The following is a 14,498-nucleotide window of genomic DNA, read 5'->3' as shown; positions in this document are numbered from 1 at the left end:
AGGAAAACGAAAAAACAAAAATGAGCCCCTTTCCGTCCGGATTGTTCCCACAAACGGAAATGGGGCTCACTTGGTCATCGACGATTCACTTTCCAACTTCGTTCGCTCCTTTTACGCGCCGTATTTTTTCAACAGGTCGTTATATTGGGCGGAAAGCTTGAAAAACAGCGGCTTGTTGCCGGCCGCGAGCGCTTCATCAATTTGCTCCATCAGTTTTTTTCTTTGAAACTGGAAGATCGCTTCTTTCAGCACTTGTTCGGCCATCGGCCCGTAGCTGCTTTTTTCTTCCGGCTGGTTGAACAAAACGGCGCCTTCATTCGGGTATTGTTTTTCGTACATGATTCAGTCCCTCCCATATGGGAACGAAACAGTTCCCTTTCTTATATTATCGTCGTTTTTGATGCTAATGTAAAGAAAATTTAGATAAATATTTTTTGTCAATTTTTTCTCTACATGATTTTTATACCCGTTTTTTGTTGGGACTTAACAGTTTTTCGGTTATGATAAGAGGAGAACAAGGCAAAGGTGATGGCGATGATTCGCACGTGTGTCGTGACAAAAGAATTTGAGATTTTGTATGATGTTGACTTAACGCTTGTCAACAGCCCGGACGTCTCATGGTATTGGGTTGACTTTCATGAGCCGACGGATGAGGAATCGGCGCTGCTCGCCTCCTTTTTCCGTTTTCACCCACTGGCGATTGAAGACTGTCTCGAATATGTGCAGCGGCCGAAGCTCGATTTTTATGACCGCTACTTGTTTGTTGTGCTTCATGCCATTGCCGGGATGACGCTGGAGGCTGAGGAAGTCGATTTGTTTGTCGGGCAAAATTTCATCGTTTCGTTTCATAAGTCGGCCATTCACGCGGTCGATGAGGTGTGGGAGCGATTGAAGCATGAAGAAGATGTTCAGCAGGGGCCGTTTCACGTCATGTACCGGCTGATCGACAAGCTTGTGGATGATTATTTTCCACCGCTTTACCATATTGAAGACGTGCTGAACGATTTAGAGGAGAATACGAACAATGAACCGATTCACGACATTATTGAAAAAGTGTTTGACATCCGCGGCGATTTATCGAAGCTGCGCCGAACGATCGTGCCGATGCGCGACTTGTTGTACCGCATCATCCATTCCGACCGGCTGCAGCGCATGAAAGAACAGCAGCTGTACTTTCATGACATTTATGATCATTTGCTGAAGCTGTCGGAAATGATTGAGACAAACCGAGAAATTACCGCGGATATCCGCGACAGCTATTTATCGCTCAACTCGAATCGAATGAACAATATTATGATGACATTTACAGCCATTACGACCATTTTCATGCCGCTCTCCTTTATTGCCGGCATTTATGGGATGAACTTTGATTATATGCCTGAATTGCACTGGAAGTACGGATACTTTGTTGTATTGGCTGCCATGGCGGTGATCGGCATGACGATGTTCGTCTGGTTTAAGCGCAACGGCTGGTTTCAGTTGTTGAAAGGCGACTGGGCGAAGGAGGAGCGGGAGCGCCGCTAGCAGCCGTATAAAACAAGCTGTCCCTCTCATATACATAACTGTGGCAATGTGACCGCGAAGGAGGGGGAAGGATGGTAAGAGGTGTTTGGGGCGTTGATTCGGCGCAAGTCGTAACGGACCAATTGTTTCAATGCGTACGGACAGAGCTCGGTTATCCGAAATTTTGGGGCCGCTATTTGGTGGAAGTGCCTAATGTGTCGGAAGGGTTGACGCGGGACGAGATCACCCGCATCCGCAGCTATGGCGTGAAGGTGCTGCCGATTTATAACGCCTTCCGCGAAGCGGTCGGCTATGCGAACGGTCAGGTGGCGGCGCGCAATGCGGTGTTTCATGCGCGGCGGCTCGGCATTCCGAAAAATAAATTGCTGTTTGCCAACATTGAAGACTTTTTTGCCGTCGACGCGGCTTGGATCGCTGCTTGGGTGGAAACGCTTTATCCGACCGGGTATCGCCCGGGACTGTACGCCGATCCAACGAAGGGAGATTTCGCCGCCGCTTATTGCGAGGCGGTGGGGAGGAACAACCAAGTGGCGGTGCAGGCCGTCATTTGGAGCGCGGCTCCAAGGCCGGGAACGACGAAAGAACAAAAAGCGCCGCGTTACCAGCCGGCCGCCCCGCCTTGCAGCGCGAATGTCTGGGTGTGGCAGTACGGGCGTGACGCGGAAGTTTGTCCGGTGGATACGAATTTGGCGGACCGCCGCTTGCTTGACTTTTTATATTAAACAGCGCCGTTGCAACAAGGCAACGGCCTTTTTATCTTAATTAGGCGAGAAGACTCCCACTTCAACGAAGCGAAGCGGAGTAAGTGGGAGATGAATCGCCTTAACTATATACATGCAACATAAAGAGTTAACTTCTCATCCTGCACACCCTAAGCGTTGCAGCACTTCCTCCGGACGTTCGTGGATGTATTGGACAAACCGAGTAATGGCTTGAATGATATCGTTGCGATCCTTGTGAAAGACATTGGCAATCACCATATCTTTCAACCATTTCCATAAGCGTTCAATCGGGTTCAGCTGTGGCGAATAGGGAGGAAGGTAAATAAAGTGAAAACACTGCCCTTCTTCCCGCAAAAACTCCTTGACCATCTTGGCATGGTGAATGCGGGCGTTATCCAACACCAAGACCATGAGACGGTCTGGATAGCGCTCTTTGAGCATTCTCAAGAAATCCAAGAACGTCGCAGCATTGGCGGCAGTTGTTTGATGAAGCACCGTTTCACCATCATGGACGTTGACCGCGCCAAACAGCGATACGTGGGCATGATGGCCAAACGTCGGCACTTGTTTTTGGCGGCCGACTTCCGACCATGTGGACCGCAAGACATGGTAAGAGCGGATATGGGTTTCATCGATGTACAGAAGAACAGCATCTTCTGTCTCCTTGGTGATCAAGTTTTTTTTATCAGATCCATTTGTTTTTCAAATTGCTTTTGCTCATCCGGATTTCCTTTCGCCAGTGTGTACGTCGGTCGTGTCCACGACAGCCCTTTGCGGTGCAGGAGTTTTCGCAACACTTCGCGGGAAATGGAAACACCGAATTGCTTTGCGACATAGGATTGCAGGAGTTTGGTGTTCCACGCCGAAGCGACGTCCCAGCCCAGTTCCGCGGGAGTGGTGGTCAATACAAGCTGTTTGATCTTTTCTTGCTGTTCTTCCGTGAGAAACGGCTCCCGCCCGGGGGAGAAATCCCGATGAAGCAGGAGTTCAAGGCCGCCTTCGTTGAACAGCGACACATAATGGGAAACGGTTTGTCGGCACACGTTGACCATGGAAGCCGCCTCTTTGCCCAAATAGCCTTCCATGACCAGGCGGACGGCCATCACACGTTGGCGGAGATGAGCGTTTTTGATCTTCCGTTCCTGCTTGCGGAGTTTCCGGGGCGTCCATCCATGGTTGTCGGTGATTTTGAGGCGTTTCATGCAGAATTCCGCTCCTTTTTCCATGTTTTTCATTAGGAGCAGTATAACCAGAGTGGGCACCGCTTATGCGAAGGTTAACTTTTCAATGAGCATGTATATATATTTTGCTGAAAATAGGATAGATTCAGTAAAATATAGTATAATATAGTTAGATGGGAGGTGAAAAAATGTATTTTTGTATCAAACAACAGCTAAATGGTTTGACCAAAGAAGAATACTTGACTCTTCGAGAACTGTGCCATATTGCCAAGAACATGTACAACGTCGGATTGTAAATTGGCAAACTTGTCATTGGCTATGCGGAAACATGGCAACGCAATATTAATCTAGGAAAAAAGACAAATCAAAACTTTGTCAATATTCCTCTCGGTAACATAAAAGAAAAACTAGAATATCTTTGTGAATTTTACGGCATTGAATTCTTGAAACAGGAAGAATCCTATACGTCTCAAGCCAGCTTTTTTGACGGCGATGAGATTCCTGAATATAATGCCGACAATCCAAAAGAATATAAGTTCAGCGGCAAACGTATTAAGCGCGGCTTGTATCGAACAAAGTCTGGCAAACTAATTAATGCTGATGTCAATGGCGCATTAAACATCTTAAAGAAAAGTAAAGCTGTAGACCTGAGTGTCTTATGCTCTAGCGGCGAAGTGGACACGCCTCAAAGAATAAGGATTGCTTGAAGCAGTCAAACTTCTTTGGAAGCCCCCACTTCAAATTTTCGCTAGAAAATTAAGTGGGGGTAGTTCACGCTCTTGATACCGTTGCATAGAAGATCGGTGATTGAAGGAGCAGGTCGCTTCCCCACCTTGTTTTTCAAATTGAGAAGCTTTGCGGCATCGGCTTCTCATTTCAAGTGATCTGATGTCAGCTAGGGGCAGGCGTTGTTTTTCACCAGCCTTCTAGATAAGGAGAAAGCCGAGACGAACGGCAACCGAATGCGCTTGAGCGCAGGGGAGTGTGAGAGGTCCCATACCCATCAAGTTAAGAATTTTGGTCTTTGTGCATCGTCAAAAACATGGTATCCTTTCTAACGAACACTCCACGTTAGAAAGGATTTTTTTCATGGAAAAACAAATGAAAGCATGGATTCAAACCATTCGTCAACTCTTTTCTCCCGAAGAATTAACCCGTCTCGCACGGAAAACAGGCTTTATCCGGCGGCAGCGTTCGTTAACGGCGGAAGCCTTTCTGACTCTCTGTGCATGGGGAGATGGCTCACTGGCCAAACAGTCGCTTCAGCGGTTGTGTGCGGCCTTGACGCTCTGGCATGGCTGTTCCCTTTCAAGCGAAGGCTTGAATCAGCGTTTTACCGATCGGGCCGTGGCATTTTTGCGAGAAGTGTTTTTCCTTCTCCTCCTGCATCAACGTCCATTGCTTTTGTCAGCCATGGAGACCTATCGAACTTGTTTTACCCGCCTGCGGATTTTGGACTCAACCAGCTTTTTGGTTCCCGCTGACTATGGGGAAGACTATCGAGGTTCCGTTTCGTCGGGGGTGAAAATTCAGTTTGAATATGACTTGTTATCCGGCGCCTGCCTTCAGCTATGCGTTCAATCGGCCAATGACTCGGACGCTCGTTTTGCCTATCATGCCCAGCATACGATTTTACCGAATGACCTATGTATTCGGGATTTGGGCTTTTTCTCCGTTGCCGCACTGGCCGAGATCGACGCCCGCGGAGCGTATTATATTACTCGGCTCTGTTCCGATATGAAAGTGTATATCAAGGAGAATGGCCAGTGGAAGGAATGGGATTGGGAATCCCTTGGGAATCAATTAGAGGAAGGGGAATCAGTGGAAATGGAACATGTATACATCGGACATGAACGCTTGTATGTTCCACGGTTGGTTTTCCGCCGTCTGACGGCGGAAGAATGGCAAAAACGGATGGCGTATGTGCGGAAAAAGGAAAAAAGAAAAGGGAAGGCGCTGGCACGCCAAACCCTCGAACAAAAGAAATACCACATCTTACTGACGAATTTACCACAAGAGTCGTTTGATGGTCAACAGGTTTATGAGCTCTATTCCCTGCGCTGGCAAATTGAATTGTTGTTTAAAGCCTGGAAATCCGTATTTGATTTGGAGAAAGTCAAGGAGATGAAAAAAGAACGTTTCGAATGCCATTTATACGGGACGTTGATTGCCATTTTGGTCACCCAGACGTTTCTGTTTCAAGCTCGGATGTATTGGCATCAAAAGGAAGACATTGAAATCAGTGAACGGAAAGCGCTCGATCTTCTCCAATCGTATTGGCACCAGTTGCTTTTGCGTTCGCATATGGCGGAAATCAACCTTTTCTCTCTCCTTTCCCTGTTACGAAAACATGCCAAGAAAGGTCGAAGGAAAGGGGAAGAAACGGCATCAGATATCTTAACGAAATTAGAGATATGGTAGAATTAGATATGGATATAAATACCAAATACCCCTCTTCTGGAGGGGTATTTGGTATGCCCAATAATGGATGTGATCCCCATCATTCACTGCGGGGATGAACACGAGTATCGTCTTAAAAATTTTATACCGCTAAACTTGACGGGTATGGTGAGAGGTCCCCTCTTCTGCCCCGGGTAAGTGAAGAAGGAAGACCAGAATGTTTTATATACATGCAACGAAAAAGTTTAACATATCATTGACGGAAAAGTCGCTTATCCACTTTTCGACTGGCGGTGACCGAACAATCACCCGCTTCGCAGCCCCATACATGGTTCCGGAAGCGGCATTGTTCGCTCGCCCGACAGTCGATCCAATCGCTCTGTAAAAACTACAAATGTTAAAGATTCAAATTGCACCTATATAAGTTGCAATAAAGATTTTCCGATTGTTCGATTCTGTTTTCCTTCATAACAAGTCATTTTGATAGAATGCAGCGGGCGTTCTACTGGATGTAAAACAAAGTTTCAACTTATATATGTAGACCGTGTCGGAAATTCAAACGTTTTTCTGATGCGCGGATTTTTCATTCAAATTGCACCTATGTAGACCGTGTCGACTATATTGATAATAGGGAAAAAAAGGGGGGACGTGAAAACGGAAGCAGCTCGGGGCTTTTTTTTATCACAATTAGGAAATGTTTACCATGAGGAAAGGAGAGGGAAGTTGGATTCCTATGTCGTCTCGTTACTAGACCGGATAAAAGAACAGTATGAACAATGGGAGGCTTCACCGCCGCTCAGCAGCGCGGAGTTGACCCGGTTTTTCGGTGCCATCGGCCGGGCGGCGGAGGTGATCGGCCGCAATGATATCGCTGCCGAAGCGGAACGGATTCTTCAGCGCACGAACAGGCAAAAGGAACGGCAATGGACGGCGGAGGAGGCGCTGGCGGAGATGGTTCCGCTCCTTTGCCGCTGCTATGAAGCCGAAGAAACCGATTCTTCTCCAATCACTTCCCTCCCGCAACGCGGAGGACCGGAAGCCGTCGTTCTTCTCTGCGGAAATGATCCGCTATTTTTTGCTTATCTCCGCGGCGCCCTGCAAACCGTGCCATGGCGTTTCACGACGATTCCCTCCCTTGAGCAGGCGGCCGCGTCGATGTTTCGTCTCAGCCCGGATTGCATCATCGTCAGCGTGAAGGAGGGAGAGTGGGAGAATCCGGACTTGACGGTTTTGCTTGAGCGCGCCGGACAGCGCCCCTATCTTCCTGTTGTCATTGTGAGGAGAGACGAGGGCAAAGAGGGGCGGTTGAAAGGTTATGAGCTTGGCGCGGATGATGTCATCACCACCCCAGCGGCAGATGAGCTGTTCGTTCGCGTTCGCCGGCTCATTGAAAAAAAACGAAAAATCGATGACCTTGTGCTCATTGACGAATTGACAGGTGTGTACAACCGGAAGTATTTGCCGCGGGTATACGCCCGCCTTCGGAGCGACCTCGAGCGTTACGGAGCGCCAAGCTGTTTGGCGTTGCTTGATTTGGACCATTTCAAACAAGTCAATGACCGTTTCGGCCACCTTGCAGGCGATGCGGTATTGCAAAAGCTGGCTGCCTTTTTGCGCCAACATACACGTGGAGTGGATACCGTCGTTCGCTTTGGGGGCGAAGAGTTTGTCGTTTGGCTGGCCAAAACGTCCAAAAGCGAGGCTCGGGCAGTGCTTGAGCGGCTGCAACGCCAGTTCGCCGCCGAAAAAATCGAGGCGGATGGCGCACTTCTATCATGTACGTTTTCCGCCGGCCTGGTTGAGTGCGATGAACCGGATCGGCCGCTTGACTATTGGCTGCGTCTGGCCGACAAGGCGCTGTATGCGGCGAAACGAGGCGGCGGCAATCGGATCGAAGAGGCGGCGCGTGAGAAAAGCGGTTCTTCGGATGAGGCCCCAAGCCAATCATCAACGGATCGGCGGCGATGGGCGATTGCCATCGTAGACGACGATGAACTCGTGCGGATGATGATTGCTGATCTTGTCCGCAAGCTCGTCAATGAGCAGGGGAGGAAAGCAGACATTTACGAGTTTGGCGACGGCCTTTCGTTTCTCGAATCTCCGTTTTATCAAAGCGGGCGGCAATCTGTCGTCATTTTGGATCGGGTGATGCCAAAAATGGACGGCCTTGAGGTGCTGAACCGCCTCCGTCAAGAGCGAAAGCCATACAAGGTGATGCTGCTGATGTCGCGCCAAGATGAGCGGGATATTGCCCATGTGCTGAACCGAGGAGCGGACGAATATGTGACAAAGCCGTTCAAATGGTTTGAACTTGAGGCGCGGCTGCGCCGGCTGCTGAAGGAGCTGGATGAGTGATGGCGCTGTTGGTCGTCTTCACGGCAGCAATCGCTTTGTTTGCGGTGTTGATCGTTTTGTTCCTCTATCTCGTGGTGCGCAAATGGCGGGAAAACCGGCGCCAAGCCCGGCTGCGAGTTTATAAGGAACGGCATCGGCTTTGGTTGCTTCGGTATCTGCTCGGCGAGGAGGAACAGATGCTTTTGCCGGCTTCCCCTCTTGAGCGTGAAGCGATGATGGAGCTTCTTGACCATTTTGCTTCACTCTTGAACGGAGAGCAAGTGCAGGAGCGAATTCGAACATTGGCGGAGATGCATTTCCAAGGATGGCTGCATCGAAGGCTGTCAAGCCGTCATTGGAGCGAGCGGATGAACGCGCTGTTTTTGATCGAGGATTTGCAGGTGAAGGCGATGCTGCCGGAGATGGAGCGGCTGTATCGCTCCAACCGGGTGACGAAAGGTGAGGCGGCGAAACTATTGGCCATTTTCGCCCAATTTGATTACAGCCCAGTGATTGCATATGTGCTCGAACCGAAATATAAGTTAACGGAGTTTTCCTATCGGGTCATTTTTGGCCATATGAGCGAGCGGCTTCTTCGACAGGTGGAACAGCGATTTGATGAGCTGCCGCGGGCAGGGAAATGCGCGTTCATCGATATGATCGGCATCCGCCGACGAGGGGAGCGATCGTTTTTGCTGGAGCTGTTGACATCAGATGAGTTGGAGCTTCGTGTTCGCGCGCTTAAGGCGATGGCAGAAATTGGCGTGTCGATTGAAGCGACAAAGCTGGATCGCCACTTGCGCTCGCCGCATTGGCAAGAGAGGCTGATGGCAGTCCGTCTCGCCGGAAAATGCCGCGAAGAACGGTTGCTTCCCTTGCTCTATGAGCGGCTGGCCGACCGTTCATTCGCCGTTCGTTCGGAAGCGGCTGCCTCCATCGTGCGCCTGCCGGGCGGCCGGGCGATGCTGCATAAAGCGGCGTGCACAGCGGAGGACCGTTATGCCCGTGACATGGCGAAGCAATGGATTGGAGAGGAGGGGTGATGGTGGAAGGGGGGCAAGCGTTTCTATCGGCTATCGGGCATGTCGTGCTCATTTATATGGCTGTCGTTCTCGCCTTTTATACGTTTTTGCTTGTGGTAGCTTTCATTCACTTGCGCCGCACTCGTCGTCTTGACGATTGGGAGCCGTATGAAGAATTGCTCGATGCCAGCTACGCAAAACCGATATCGATTCTTGTTCCAGCTTATAATGAGGAAGCCGGCATCGTTGGTTCGGTTCGCTCGCTGCTCAGCATTGAATATCCGCAATATGAGGTGATCGTCATCAATGACGGTTCGACGGATCGGACGCTTGAGCAGCTGATTGAGCATTTCGGGCTTCGGCCCGTGTATCGCGTGATTCGCCGCCAGCTGGCGGCAAAAGAAATCAAAGCCATCTACCGATCGCCGGCCTATCCGCACTTATTCGTCCTTGATAAAGAAAACGGCGGGAAGGCGGATGCGTTAAACGCGGGGATCAACGCCGCCCGCTATCCATACATTTGCTCCATCGACGGCGATTCTGTTCTTGAGCGGCGCGCGTTTTTGAAGGTGATGAAACCGATGCTTGAATCCGACGGAGAGGTCATTGCTTCTGGAGGGACGGTCCGGATCGCCAACGGCTGTCGGATTGAACGCGGTGAAATCGTCAAGGTCGGTTTGTCGCGGCGGCCGCTTGTCATTATGCAGATAATTGAATATTTGCGAGCGTTTTTGCTCGGCCGCCTCGGCTTAAGCCGCCATAACTTGCTGCTGATTGTTTCTGGTGCGTTTGGCGTTTTTTCCAAACAGTGGGTAATCGAGGCAGGCGGGTATGCGGATACGGCCGGCGAGGATATGGAACTCGTTGTGCGCCTGCATCGACTGGCGCGTGAAAAAAACGAGGAGAAAAAAATCATCTATATCCCCGCCCCGGTCTGCTGGACAGAAGCACCGGAAACGTATGGGGATTTGCGGAGGCAGCGGCGGCGCTGGCATCGCGGGCTTTTGGAAAGCTTATGGATGCATCGATCGATGCTATTCAATCCAAAATATGGCTCAATCGGCCTTCTTTCGCTGCCGTATTTTTGGTTCATTGAGCTTCTTGGTCCGATCGTTGAATTGATGGGCTATATTGTCGTTGTTTTCTCCTTATTTCTCGGAAACTTGTACGTCGAATTCGCTCTTCTTTTGCTGACGGTTTCGGTTTTGTACGGTTCGCTGTTATCAGCAGCAGCCGTCTTGCTTGAAGAGTGGACTGAGCGGAAGTTCCCGAGCATCTCTGATTTGGTGAAGCTGTTTTTCTTCGCGTTGACTGAGACATTTTGGTACCGTCCGCTTACCGCTTGGTGGCGGTGCGAAGGGGTGATCGACGCTGTTCGCCGGAAAAAGCAATGGGGGAGCATAAAGCGAAAAGGAGTGTCGGTGTAAACATAGGTAGAGAATAGAGCGAAAAGGGTGCGCCTCGGCTTGACGAATCAGTGCATGTCTCCCCAAGTGATCGTGATCGAACCCAAAGAGGAATATTCACGAAAACATGATGAATTCAAAGAGAAAAGCCAGGTCACGGCTCGGCGTCCGCTTAATAGCGGTCGCCGAGCCGTTTAAATACGGGTCTTGTCAGCCGTTTCGGCTTTTGTTCCGGCTTTTCCTTCAGTCCGGTGTAGGCGATGAGAATGGCTTTTGCCTCTGACAGCGGCATCCGAGCTGGAGGGTTGCGGTATGAATCGTTGAGAGAGCCAAGGTGCGGAAGGGCGGCGAAATCTTGTTTTGTCGGTGGGATGTGGAAGTAGTAGTCGCCGACGGCGACAAGCACGTCGGATTGCTGTTGGCTGTATCTCGGATTGCGGGAAAAATGGAGGCCCACTTTTTTCGCCTTGCCCTCCTCAAGCAGCTTCTCGATCGCTTTTTTCTTCAGAAGATAAAGAAACGAAGGGTTCAATGCTGTTTTGGCATGGCGGTTGACGGTAAAAATCGCTTTGGCAATATTGTCGACCGTCAATTGCACCGGTTTCATCGGCATGTCTCCTTTTTTCCTTCTATTATAACATAGGAAGCGGTGTTGTTGCCCGGTTTGTCCTACTTCTATCCGGGGGTAAGCGAAAAAACGGTCAACTCCGGCGGAGCGAAGAAGCGAAGCGGCACCCTTGTTGTGCCAAGGCCGCGGTTGACGTACAACAAGAGTCCGCCGACGTGGTAAAACCCTTCATAATACCGCTCAGACAACGGCGGCGTGATGAGCGGTCCGATAAACGGCAACTGAATTTGCCCGCCGTGGCTATGGCCGGAGAGTTGAACGTGAATAGGGAAGCGGCGAGCCTCAATGGCACCGTCCGGCTCATGAACGAGGGCGATCGTATATGTCGCCCGAGGAATGCCGTTCGTCATTTTCGACCAGTCCGGGCGTCCGAGCATCATATCGTCGCTGCCGGCGATAGCGATCGCGTCATGGCCGCGCCGGACGAGTGCATGCTCATTGACGAGAACGCGGAACCCGGCTCGTTCCATCAATCGACGGTAAATATCTGTCCCGTAGCCGCCGTGATCATGGTTTCCGTAAATGCAAAATTTTCCAAGAGGAGCACGGACGCCAGCCAACGCCTCAGCGACCGCGTTGACGTGCGGATACCGGTTCGCCTCATGGAGCAGATCACCTGTGAATACGACGAGATCGGGCCCGAGTTCGTTGATGCGGCCGATAATGCGGTAAAAGCGTTTCAAGCCGTAATAATGGCCGAGATGGAGATCACTGAACTGCAGCAGCTTGACGCCGGCAAACGACTTTGGGATCAGCGGATGCGACAGCGCATGGTGCGTCACGGTCAGCTCGGCTGGCTCAATCCAGCGGGCGTATCCAGAGGCGGCTGCCATCGCCAGCGCTGCGCTGAAACTTGTGCGCGCCAGCTTTTTCAAAAAGGCGCGTCGGCTTAGTTTGGTTGTTTCGATATGGTGCATCGTTTCGCCGTCCTTTCACAAGCAACTTTATTATAACGAAAAGAGAGGGAAAAGGACAATAGGAGGACTAAGATGTTCGAATATTCCACTATTTTATGATATGATAAAAATGAATGAGTAATCAGTCATAGGAGGAGAAATGGATGAACGGAAAAGTGATCATTGTGACCGGCGGGTCGAGCGGAATGGGGAAATATATGGCGAAGCGGTTTGTTTCTGATGGGGCCAACGTCGTCATTACGGGAAGGCGGGCCGAGGCGCTCGAAGAGGCCAAGCGGGAAATCGCCGCGCCGGATGGAGGAAAAGTGCTTACGATCCCGATGGATGTGCGCAACCCGGAACAAGTGGCGCACATGGTGGAGCGGACTGATGCGGAATTCGGCCGCATCGATGCCCTCATCAACAACGCGGCTGGCAATTTCATTTGCCCGGCGGAAAAGTTGTCGATCAACGGCTGGAACAGCGTCATTAACATTGTGTTAAACGGCACGTTTTACTGCAGCCGGGAAGTCGGCAACTACTGGATTCAGCGCGGCTTGAAAGGGAACATTATCAACATCGTTGCGACATATGCCTGGCATGCCGGCGCCGGGGTCATTCATTCAGCGAGCGCCAAGGCTGGAGTGCTGGCAATGACGCGCACGCTTGCTGTGGAATGGGGGAAAAAGTACGGCTTCCGCGTCAATGCGATCGCTCCCGGACCGATTGAGCGGACCGGCGGGGCGGAGCGGCTTTGGGAATCAGAGGAAGCGGAGCGGATGACGTTGGAAAGCGTGCCGCTCGGGCGGCTCGGGACGCCGGAAGAAATCGCGGCGGTCGCTTCGTTTTTGCTTTCGGATGAAGCCGCTTACATTAACGGCGCTTGCATCACAGTCGACGGCGGCCAATGGCTGAACCGGCGGCCGTTTTAATCAAATTTGCCATAAAGCAAGATGGTCCTCACCCAAAAGGGATTGCAGGCGGTATTTCTTCATTTATCGCGGGCAACCGGCTCATTGCACGCAACGGCCTTTGTCACAAGCGGATTCCCTGCTGTCAGGGGAGCCGCTTTTTTTACGAGTCAGGAACGATTGGGCAATTATGCTATAATAAAGGCAAAGATGGTCGATGGGGATGAGGTGAACACGATGGATGCATTAGACGTGATGGCCAACTTGCCGCAAGTGATTCCGCACTATCAACCGATTTTCAGCGCCGATGAGCATGGGGTCGTCGGCTATGAAGTGCTCGGTCGGTTTCAAACGGAAACAGGGCCGGTCAGCCTTGGGCCGTTTTTTCACGATGAAACCATTCCAGAAGAATTTCGCATCGAAGTGGATGATGTGATCACGAAAAAAGCGCTCGACTATTTTCTGTCGCTTGATGATCAAACGCTGCTCATTTTTTTAAACCGCGACGCCAACTTGCTGATGCTTGACCGCGGCGAGTCGTTTTTGCAGCTGCTTCTCTCCTATGAAGCGAAAGGGTTGGCCCCAAGCCGCATCGTTTTGGAAATCAACGAGCAGCATTTCAAGGGAGACGTCGATCAGCTCAGCCATTTATTGACGTATCTTCGTACATACGGCGTTAAAGTGGCGGTCGACAACATCGCCGAACATAGCATTCATCTTGAGCGAATCGGCGTTTTGTCGCCTGACATTTTAAAAATCGACTTGCATGAATTGCGAAAAACGTCGGTCCACCAAGCTTATCAAGAAATCGTTCATTCCATTTCGTTGTTGGCGCGCAAAATCGGAGCGACGCTTCTGTATGAGGATATTGAAACATCATTTCAGCTTCAGTACGCTTGGCGGCATGGCGGCCGCTACTACCAAGGATACTATTTGGCTAAGCCGGCGCCGGAAGTCGTGCCGCGTGATCTGTTGAAAGACTTGCTCCGCCAAGAGTGCCATCGCTTCATCCAGCAGGAAAAGAAAAAGCTTGAAACGCTGTATCAAATTGCTGAGCAGTTTCAGCAGCGGATCAGCGCGCTGCTTGGCAAATACAAAAAAGCCGCCGATTTTAACGAGCTCATTTCCCTGTTGGCCGGCGAGCTCGACGATGTTTGCTTCCGCATTTATGTTTGTGATGAGGACGGCTTCCAGCAGTCGGGCAATATGTTCAAGCGCGGCGGCCGGTGGGAGCTTCAGCCGCAATATTATATGAAAAACTGGAGCTGGCGCCCGTATTTTTTGGAAAACATTATTCGCATGCGCTCGCGCCGAAGAGGGATTTTGTCCGATTTATACACGGATATTGAAACAGGGGAAACGATCCGGACGTATTCGTATCCGATCGATGAGCGCCATTACTTGTTTATTGACTTGTCGTACAGCTATTTGTTTGAGCATGACGCCCATTATTGACTGCATAAAATCGCCTCAT

13 protein-coding genes and 1 pseudogene are annotated in these 14,498 nt (G+C 50.7%); 9 read left to right on the top strand and 5 right to left on the bottom strand.

The genetic code is table 11. The annotated features are described in order from the left end of the window. Positions 1-111: 111 nt before the first annotated feature. Positions 112-339: an IDEAL domain-containing protein gene (locus CD000_RS10295; protein WP_011230536.1), complete on the bottom strand. Its 228-nt coding sequence runs from the start codon at positions 337-339 to the stop codon at positions 112-114. A gap of 189 nt (positions 340-528) precedes the next feature. On the opposite strand from CD000_RS10295, the gene corA reads away from it, so the two are divergent. Together corA and CD000_RS10285 are read left to right on the top strand one after the other, a co-directional pair. Continuing rightward, positions 529-1,524 (top strand): magnesium/cobalt transporter CorA, encoded by a 996-nt coding sequence (corA, locus tag CD000_RS10290; protein ID WP_096225593.1) that lies wholly within the window; start codon positions 529-531, stop codon positions 1,522-1,524. Between the two features lie 71 nt (positions 1,525-1,595). After that, positions 1,596-2,246, top strand: coding sequence for a glycoside hydrolase domain-containing protein (locus tag CD000_RS10285; protein ID WP_096225592.1), 651 nt, complete (start codon positions 1,596-1,598; stop codon positions 2,244-2,246). Between the two features lie 135 nt (positions 2,247-2,381). Here the strand turns inward: CD000_RS10285 and CD000_RS18805 are convergent, their stop codons facing one another. Then, positions 2,382-2,921 (bottom strand): IS630 family transposase, encoded by a 540-nt coding sequence (locus tag CD000_RS18805; protein WP_233130425.1) that lies wholly within the window; start codon positions 2,919-2,921, stop codon positions 2,382-2,384. Further along, on the bottom strand, positions 2,918-3,448 hold the full coding sequence (locus CD000_RS18800; protein WP_198962502.1) for a helix-turn-helix domain-containing protein: 531 nt from the start codon (positions 3,446-3,448) through the stop codon (positions 2,918-2,920). The genes CD000_RS18805 and CD000_RS18800 overlap by 4 nt, the downstream gene beginning before the upstream one ends. A 275-nt stretch (positions 3,449-3,723) precedes the next feature. Here CD000_RS18800 and CD000_RS10275 point away from each other — a divergent pair. The 5 genes and pseudogenes from CD000_RS10275 to CD000_RS10255 form a co-directional block, all read left to right on the top strand. Continuing rightward, positions 3,724-4,134, top strand: a pseudogene (locus tag CD000_RS10275) (zinc ribbon domain-containing protein); the annotation flags it as partial. A gap of 319 nt (positions 4,135-4,453) precedes the next feature. After that, positions 4,454-5,848, top strand: coding sequence for an IS4 family transposase (locus CD000_RS10270; RefSeq protein ID WP_233130424.1), 1,395 nt, complete (start codon positions 4,454-4,456; stop codon positions 5,846-5,848). Positions 5,849-6,550: 702 nt separating this feature from the next. After that, positions 6,551-8,182: a diguanylate cyclase gene (locus CD000_RS10265; protein WP_096225590.1), complete on the top strand. Its 1,632-nt coding sequence runs from the start codon at positions 6,551-6,553 to the stop codon at positions 8,180-8,182. After that, positions 8,179-9,204: a HEAT repeat domain-containing protein gene (locus CD000_RS10260; RefSeq protein WP_014195332.1), complete on the top strand. Its 1,026-nt coding sequence runs from the start codon at positions 8,179-8,181 to the stop codon at positions 9,202-9,204. The genes CD000_RS10265 and CD000_RS10260 overlap by 4 nt, the downstream gene beginning before the upstream one ends. Then, a complete protein-coding gene (locus tag CD000_RS10255) occupies positions 9,204-10,610 on the top strand; it encodes a glycosyltransferase family 2 protein (protein ID WP_096225589.1) in 1,407 nt (468 codons plus the stop codon). Before CD000_RS10260 ends, CD000_RS10255 begins: the two co-directional genes overlap by 1 nt. Positions 10,611-10,761: 151 nt before the next feature. Here the strand turns inward: CD000_RS10255 and CD000_RS10250 are convergent, their stop codons facing one another. Further along, positions 10,762-11,196, bottom strand: coding sequence for a YkyB family protein (locus CD000_RS10250; protein ID WP_014195334.1), 435 nt, complete (start codon positions 11,194-11,196; stop codon positions 10,762-10,764). Between the two features lie 68 nt (positions 11,197-11,264). Beyond that, complete coding sequence (locus CD000_RS10245) at positions 11,265-12,134, bottom strand: metallophosphoesterase (RefSeq protein WP_020278634.1); 870 nt, start codon at positions 12,132-12,134, stop codon at positions 11,265-11,267. Positions 12,135-12,277: 143 nt separating this feature from the next. Here CD000_RS10245 and fadH point away from each other — a divergent pair, with 143 nt between their 5' ends. Both fadH and CD000_RS10235 read left to right on the top strand, forming a co-directional pair. Further along, a complete protein-coding gene (fadH, locus tag CD000_RS10240) occupies positions 12,278-13,045 on the top strand; it encodes a 2,4-dienoyl-CoA reductase (protein ID WP_011230544.1) in 768 nt (255 codons plus the stop codon). 216 nt (positions 13,046-13,261) lie between these two features. Continuing rightward, complete coding sequence (locus CD000_RS10235) at positions 13,262-14,479, top strand: EAL domain-containing protein (protein ID WP_044743258.1); 1,218 nt, start codon at positions 13,262-13,264, stop codon at positions 14,477-14,479. Positions 14,480-14,498 lie beyond the last annotated feature (19 nt).

Source organism: Geobacillus sp. FJAT-46040 (assembly GCF_002335725.1).
GTDB lineage: Bacteria > Bacillota > Bacilli > Bacillales > Anoxybacillaceae > Geobacillus > Geobacillus thermoleovorans.
Note: the sequence above shows the minus strand (reverse complement) of the source record. Positions and strands in the feature narration are given on the sequence as shown.

What these genes read in the sequence shown, in the direction of transcription:
- CD000_RS10285 (WP_096225592.1), top strand. Translation starts at nt 1,596, where the DNA reads ATGGTAAGAGGTGTTTGGGGCGTTGATTCGGCGCAAGTCGTAACGGAC.
- corA (WP_096225593.1), top strand. Translation starts at nt 529, where the DNA reads ATGGCGATGATTCGCACGTGTGTCGTGACAAAAGAATTTGAGATTTTG.
- CD000_RS10255 (WP_096225589.1), top strand. Translation starts at nt 9,204, where the DNA reads ATGGTGGAAGGGGGGCAAGCGTTTCTATCGGCTATCGGGCATGTCGTG.
- CD000_RS10235 (WP_044743258.1), top strand. Translation starts at nt 13,262, where the DNA reads ATGGATGCATTAGACGTGATGGCCAACTTGCCGCAAGTGATTCCGCAC.
- CD000_RS10295 (WP_011230536.1), bottom strand. Translation starts at nt 339, where the DNA reads ATGTACGAAAAACAATACCCGAATGAAGGCGCCGTTTTGTTCAACCAG.
- CD000_RS10245 (WP_020278634.1), bottom strand. Translation starts at nt 12,134, where the DNA reads ATGCACCATATCGAAACAACCAAACTAAGCCGACGCGCCTTTTTGAAA.
- fadH (WP_011230544.1), top strand. Translation starts at nt 12,278, where the DNA reads ATGAACGGAAAAGTGATCATTGTGACCGGCGGGTCGAGCGGAATGGGG.
- CD000_RS18800 (WP_198962502.1), bottom strand. Translation starts at nt 3,448, where the DNA reads ATGAAACGCCTCAAAATCACCGACAACCATGGATGGACGCCCCGGAAA.
- CD000_RS10250 (WP_014195334.1), bottom strand. Translation starts at nt 11,196, where the DNA reads ATGAAACCGGTGCAATTGACGGTCGACAATATTGCCAAAGCGATTTTT.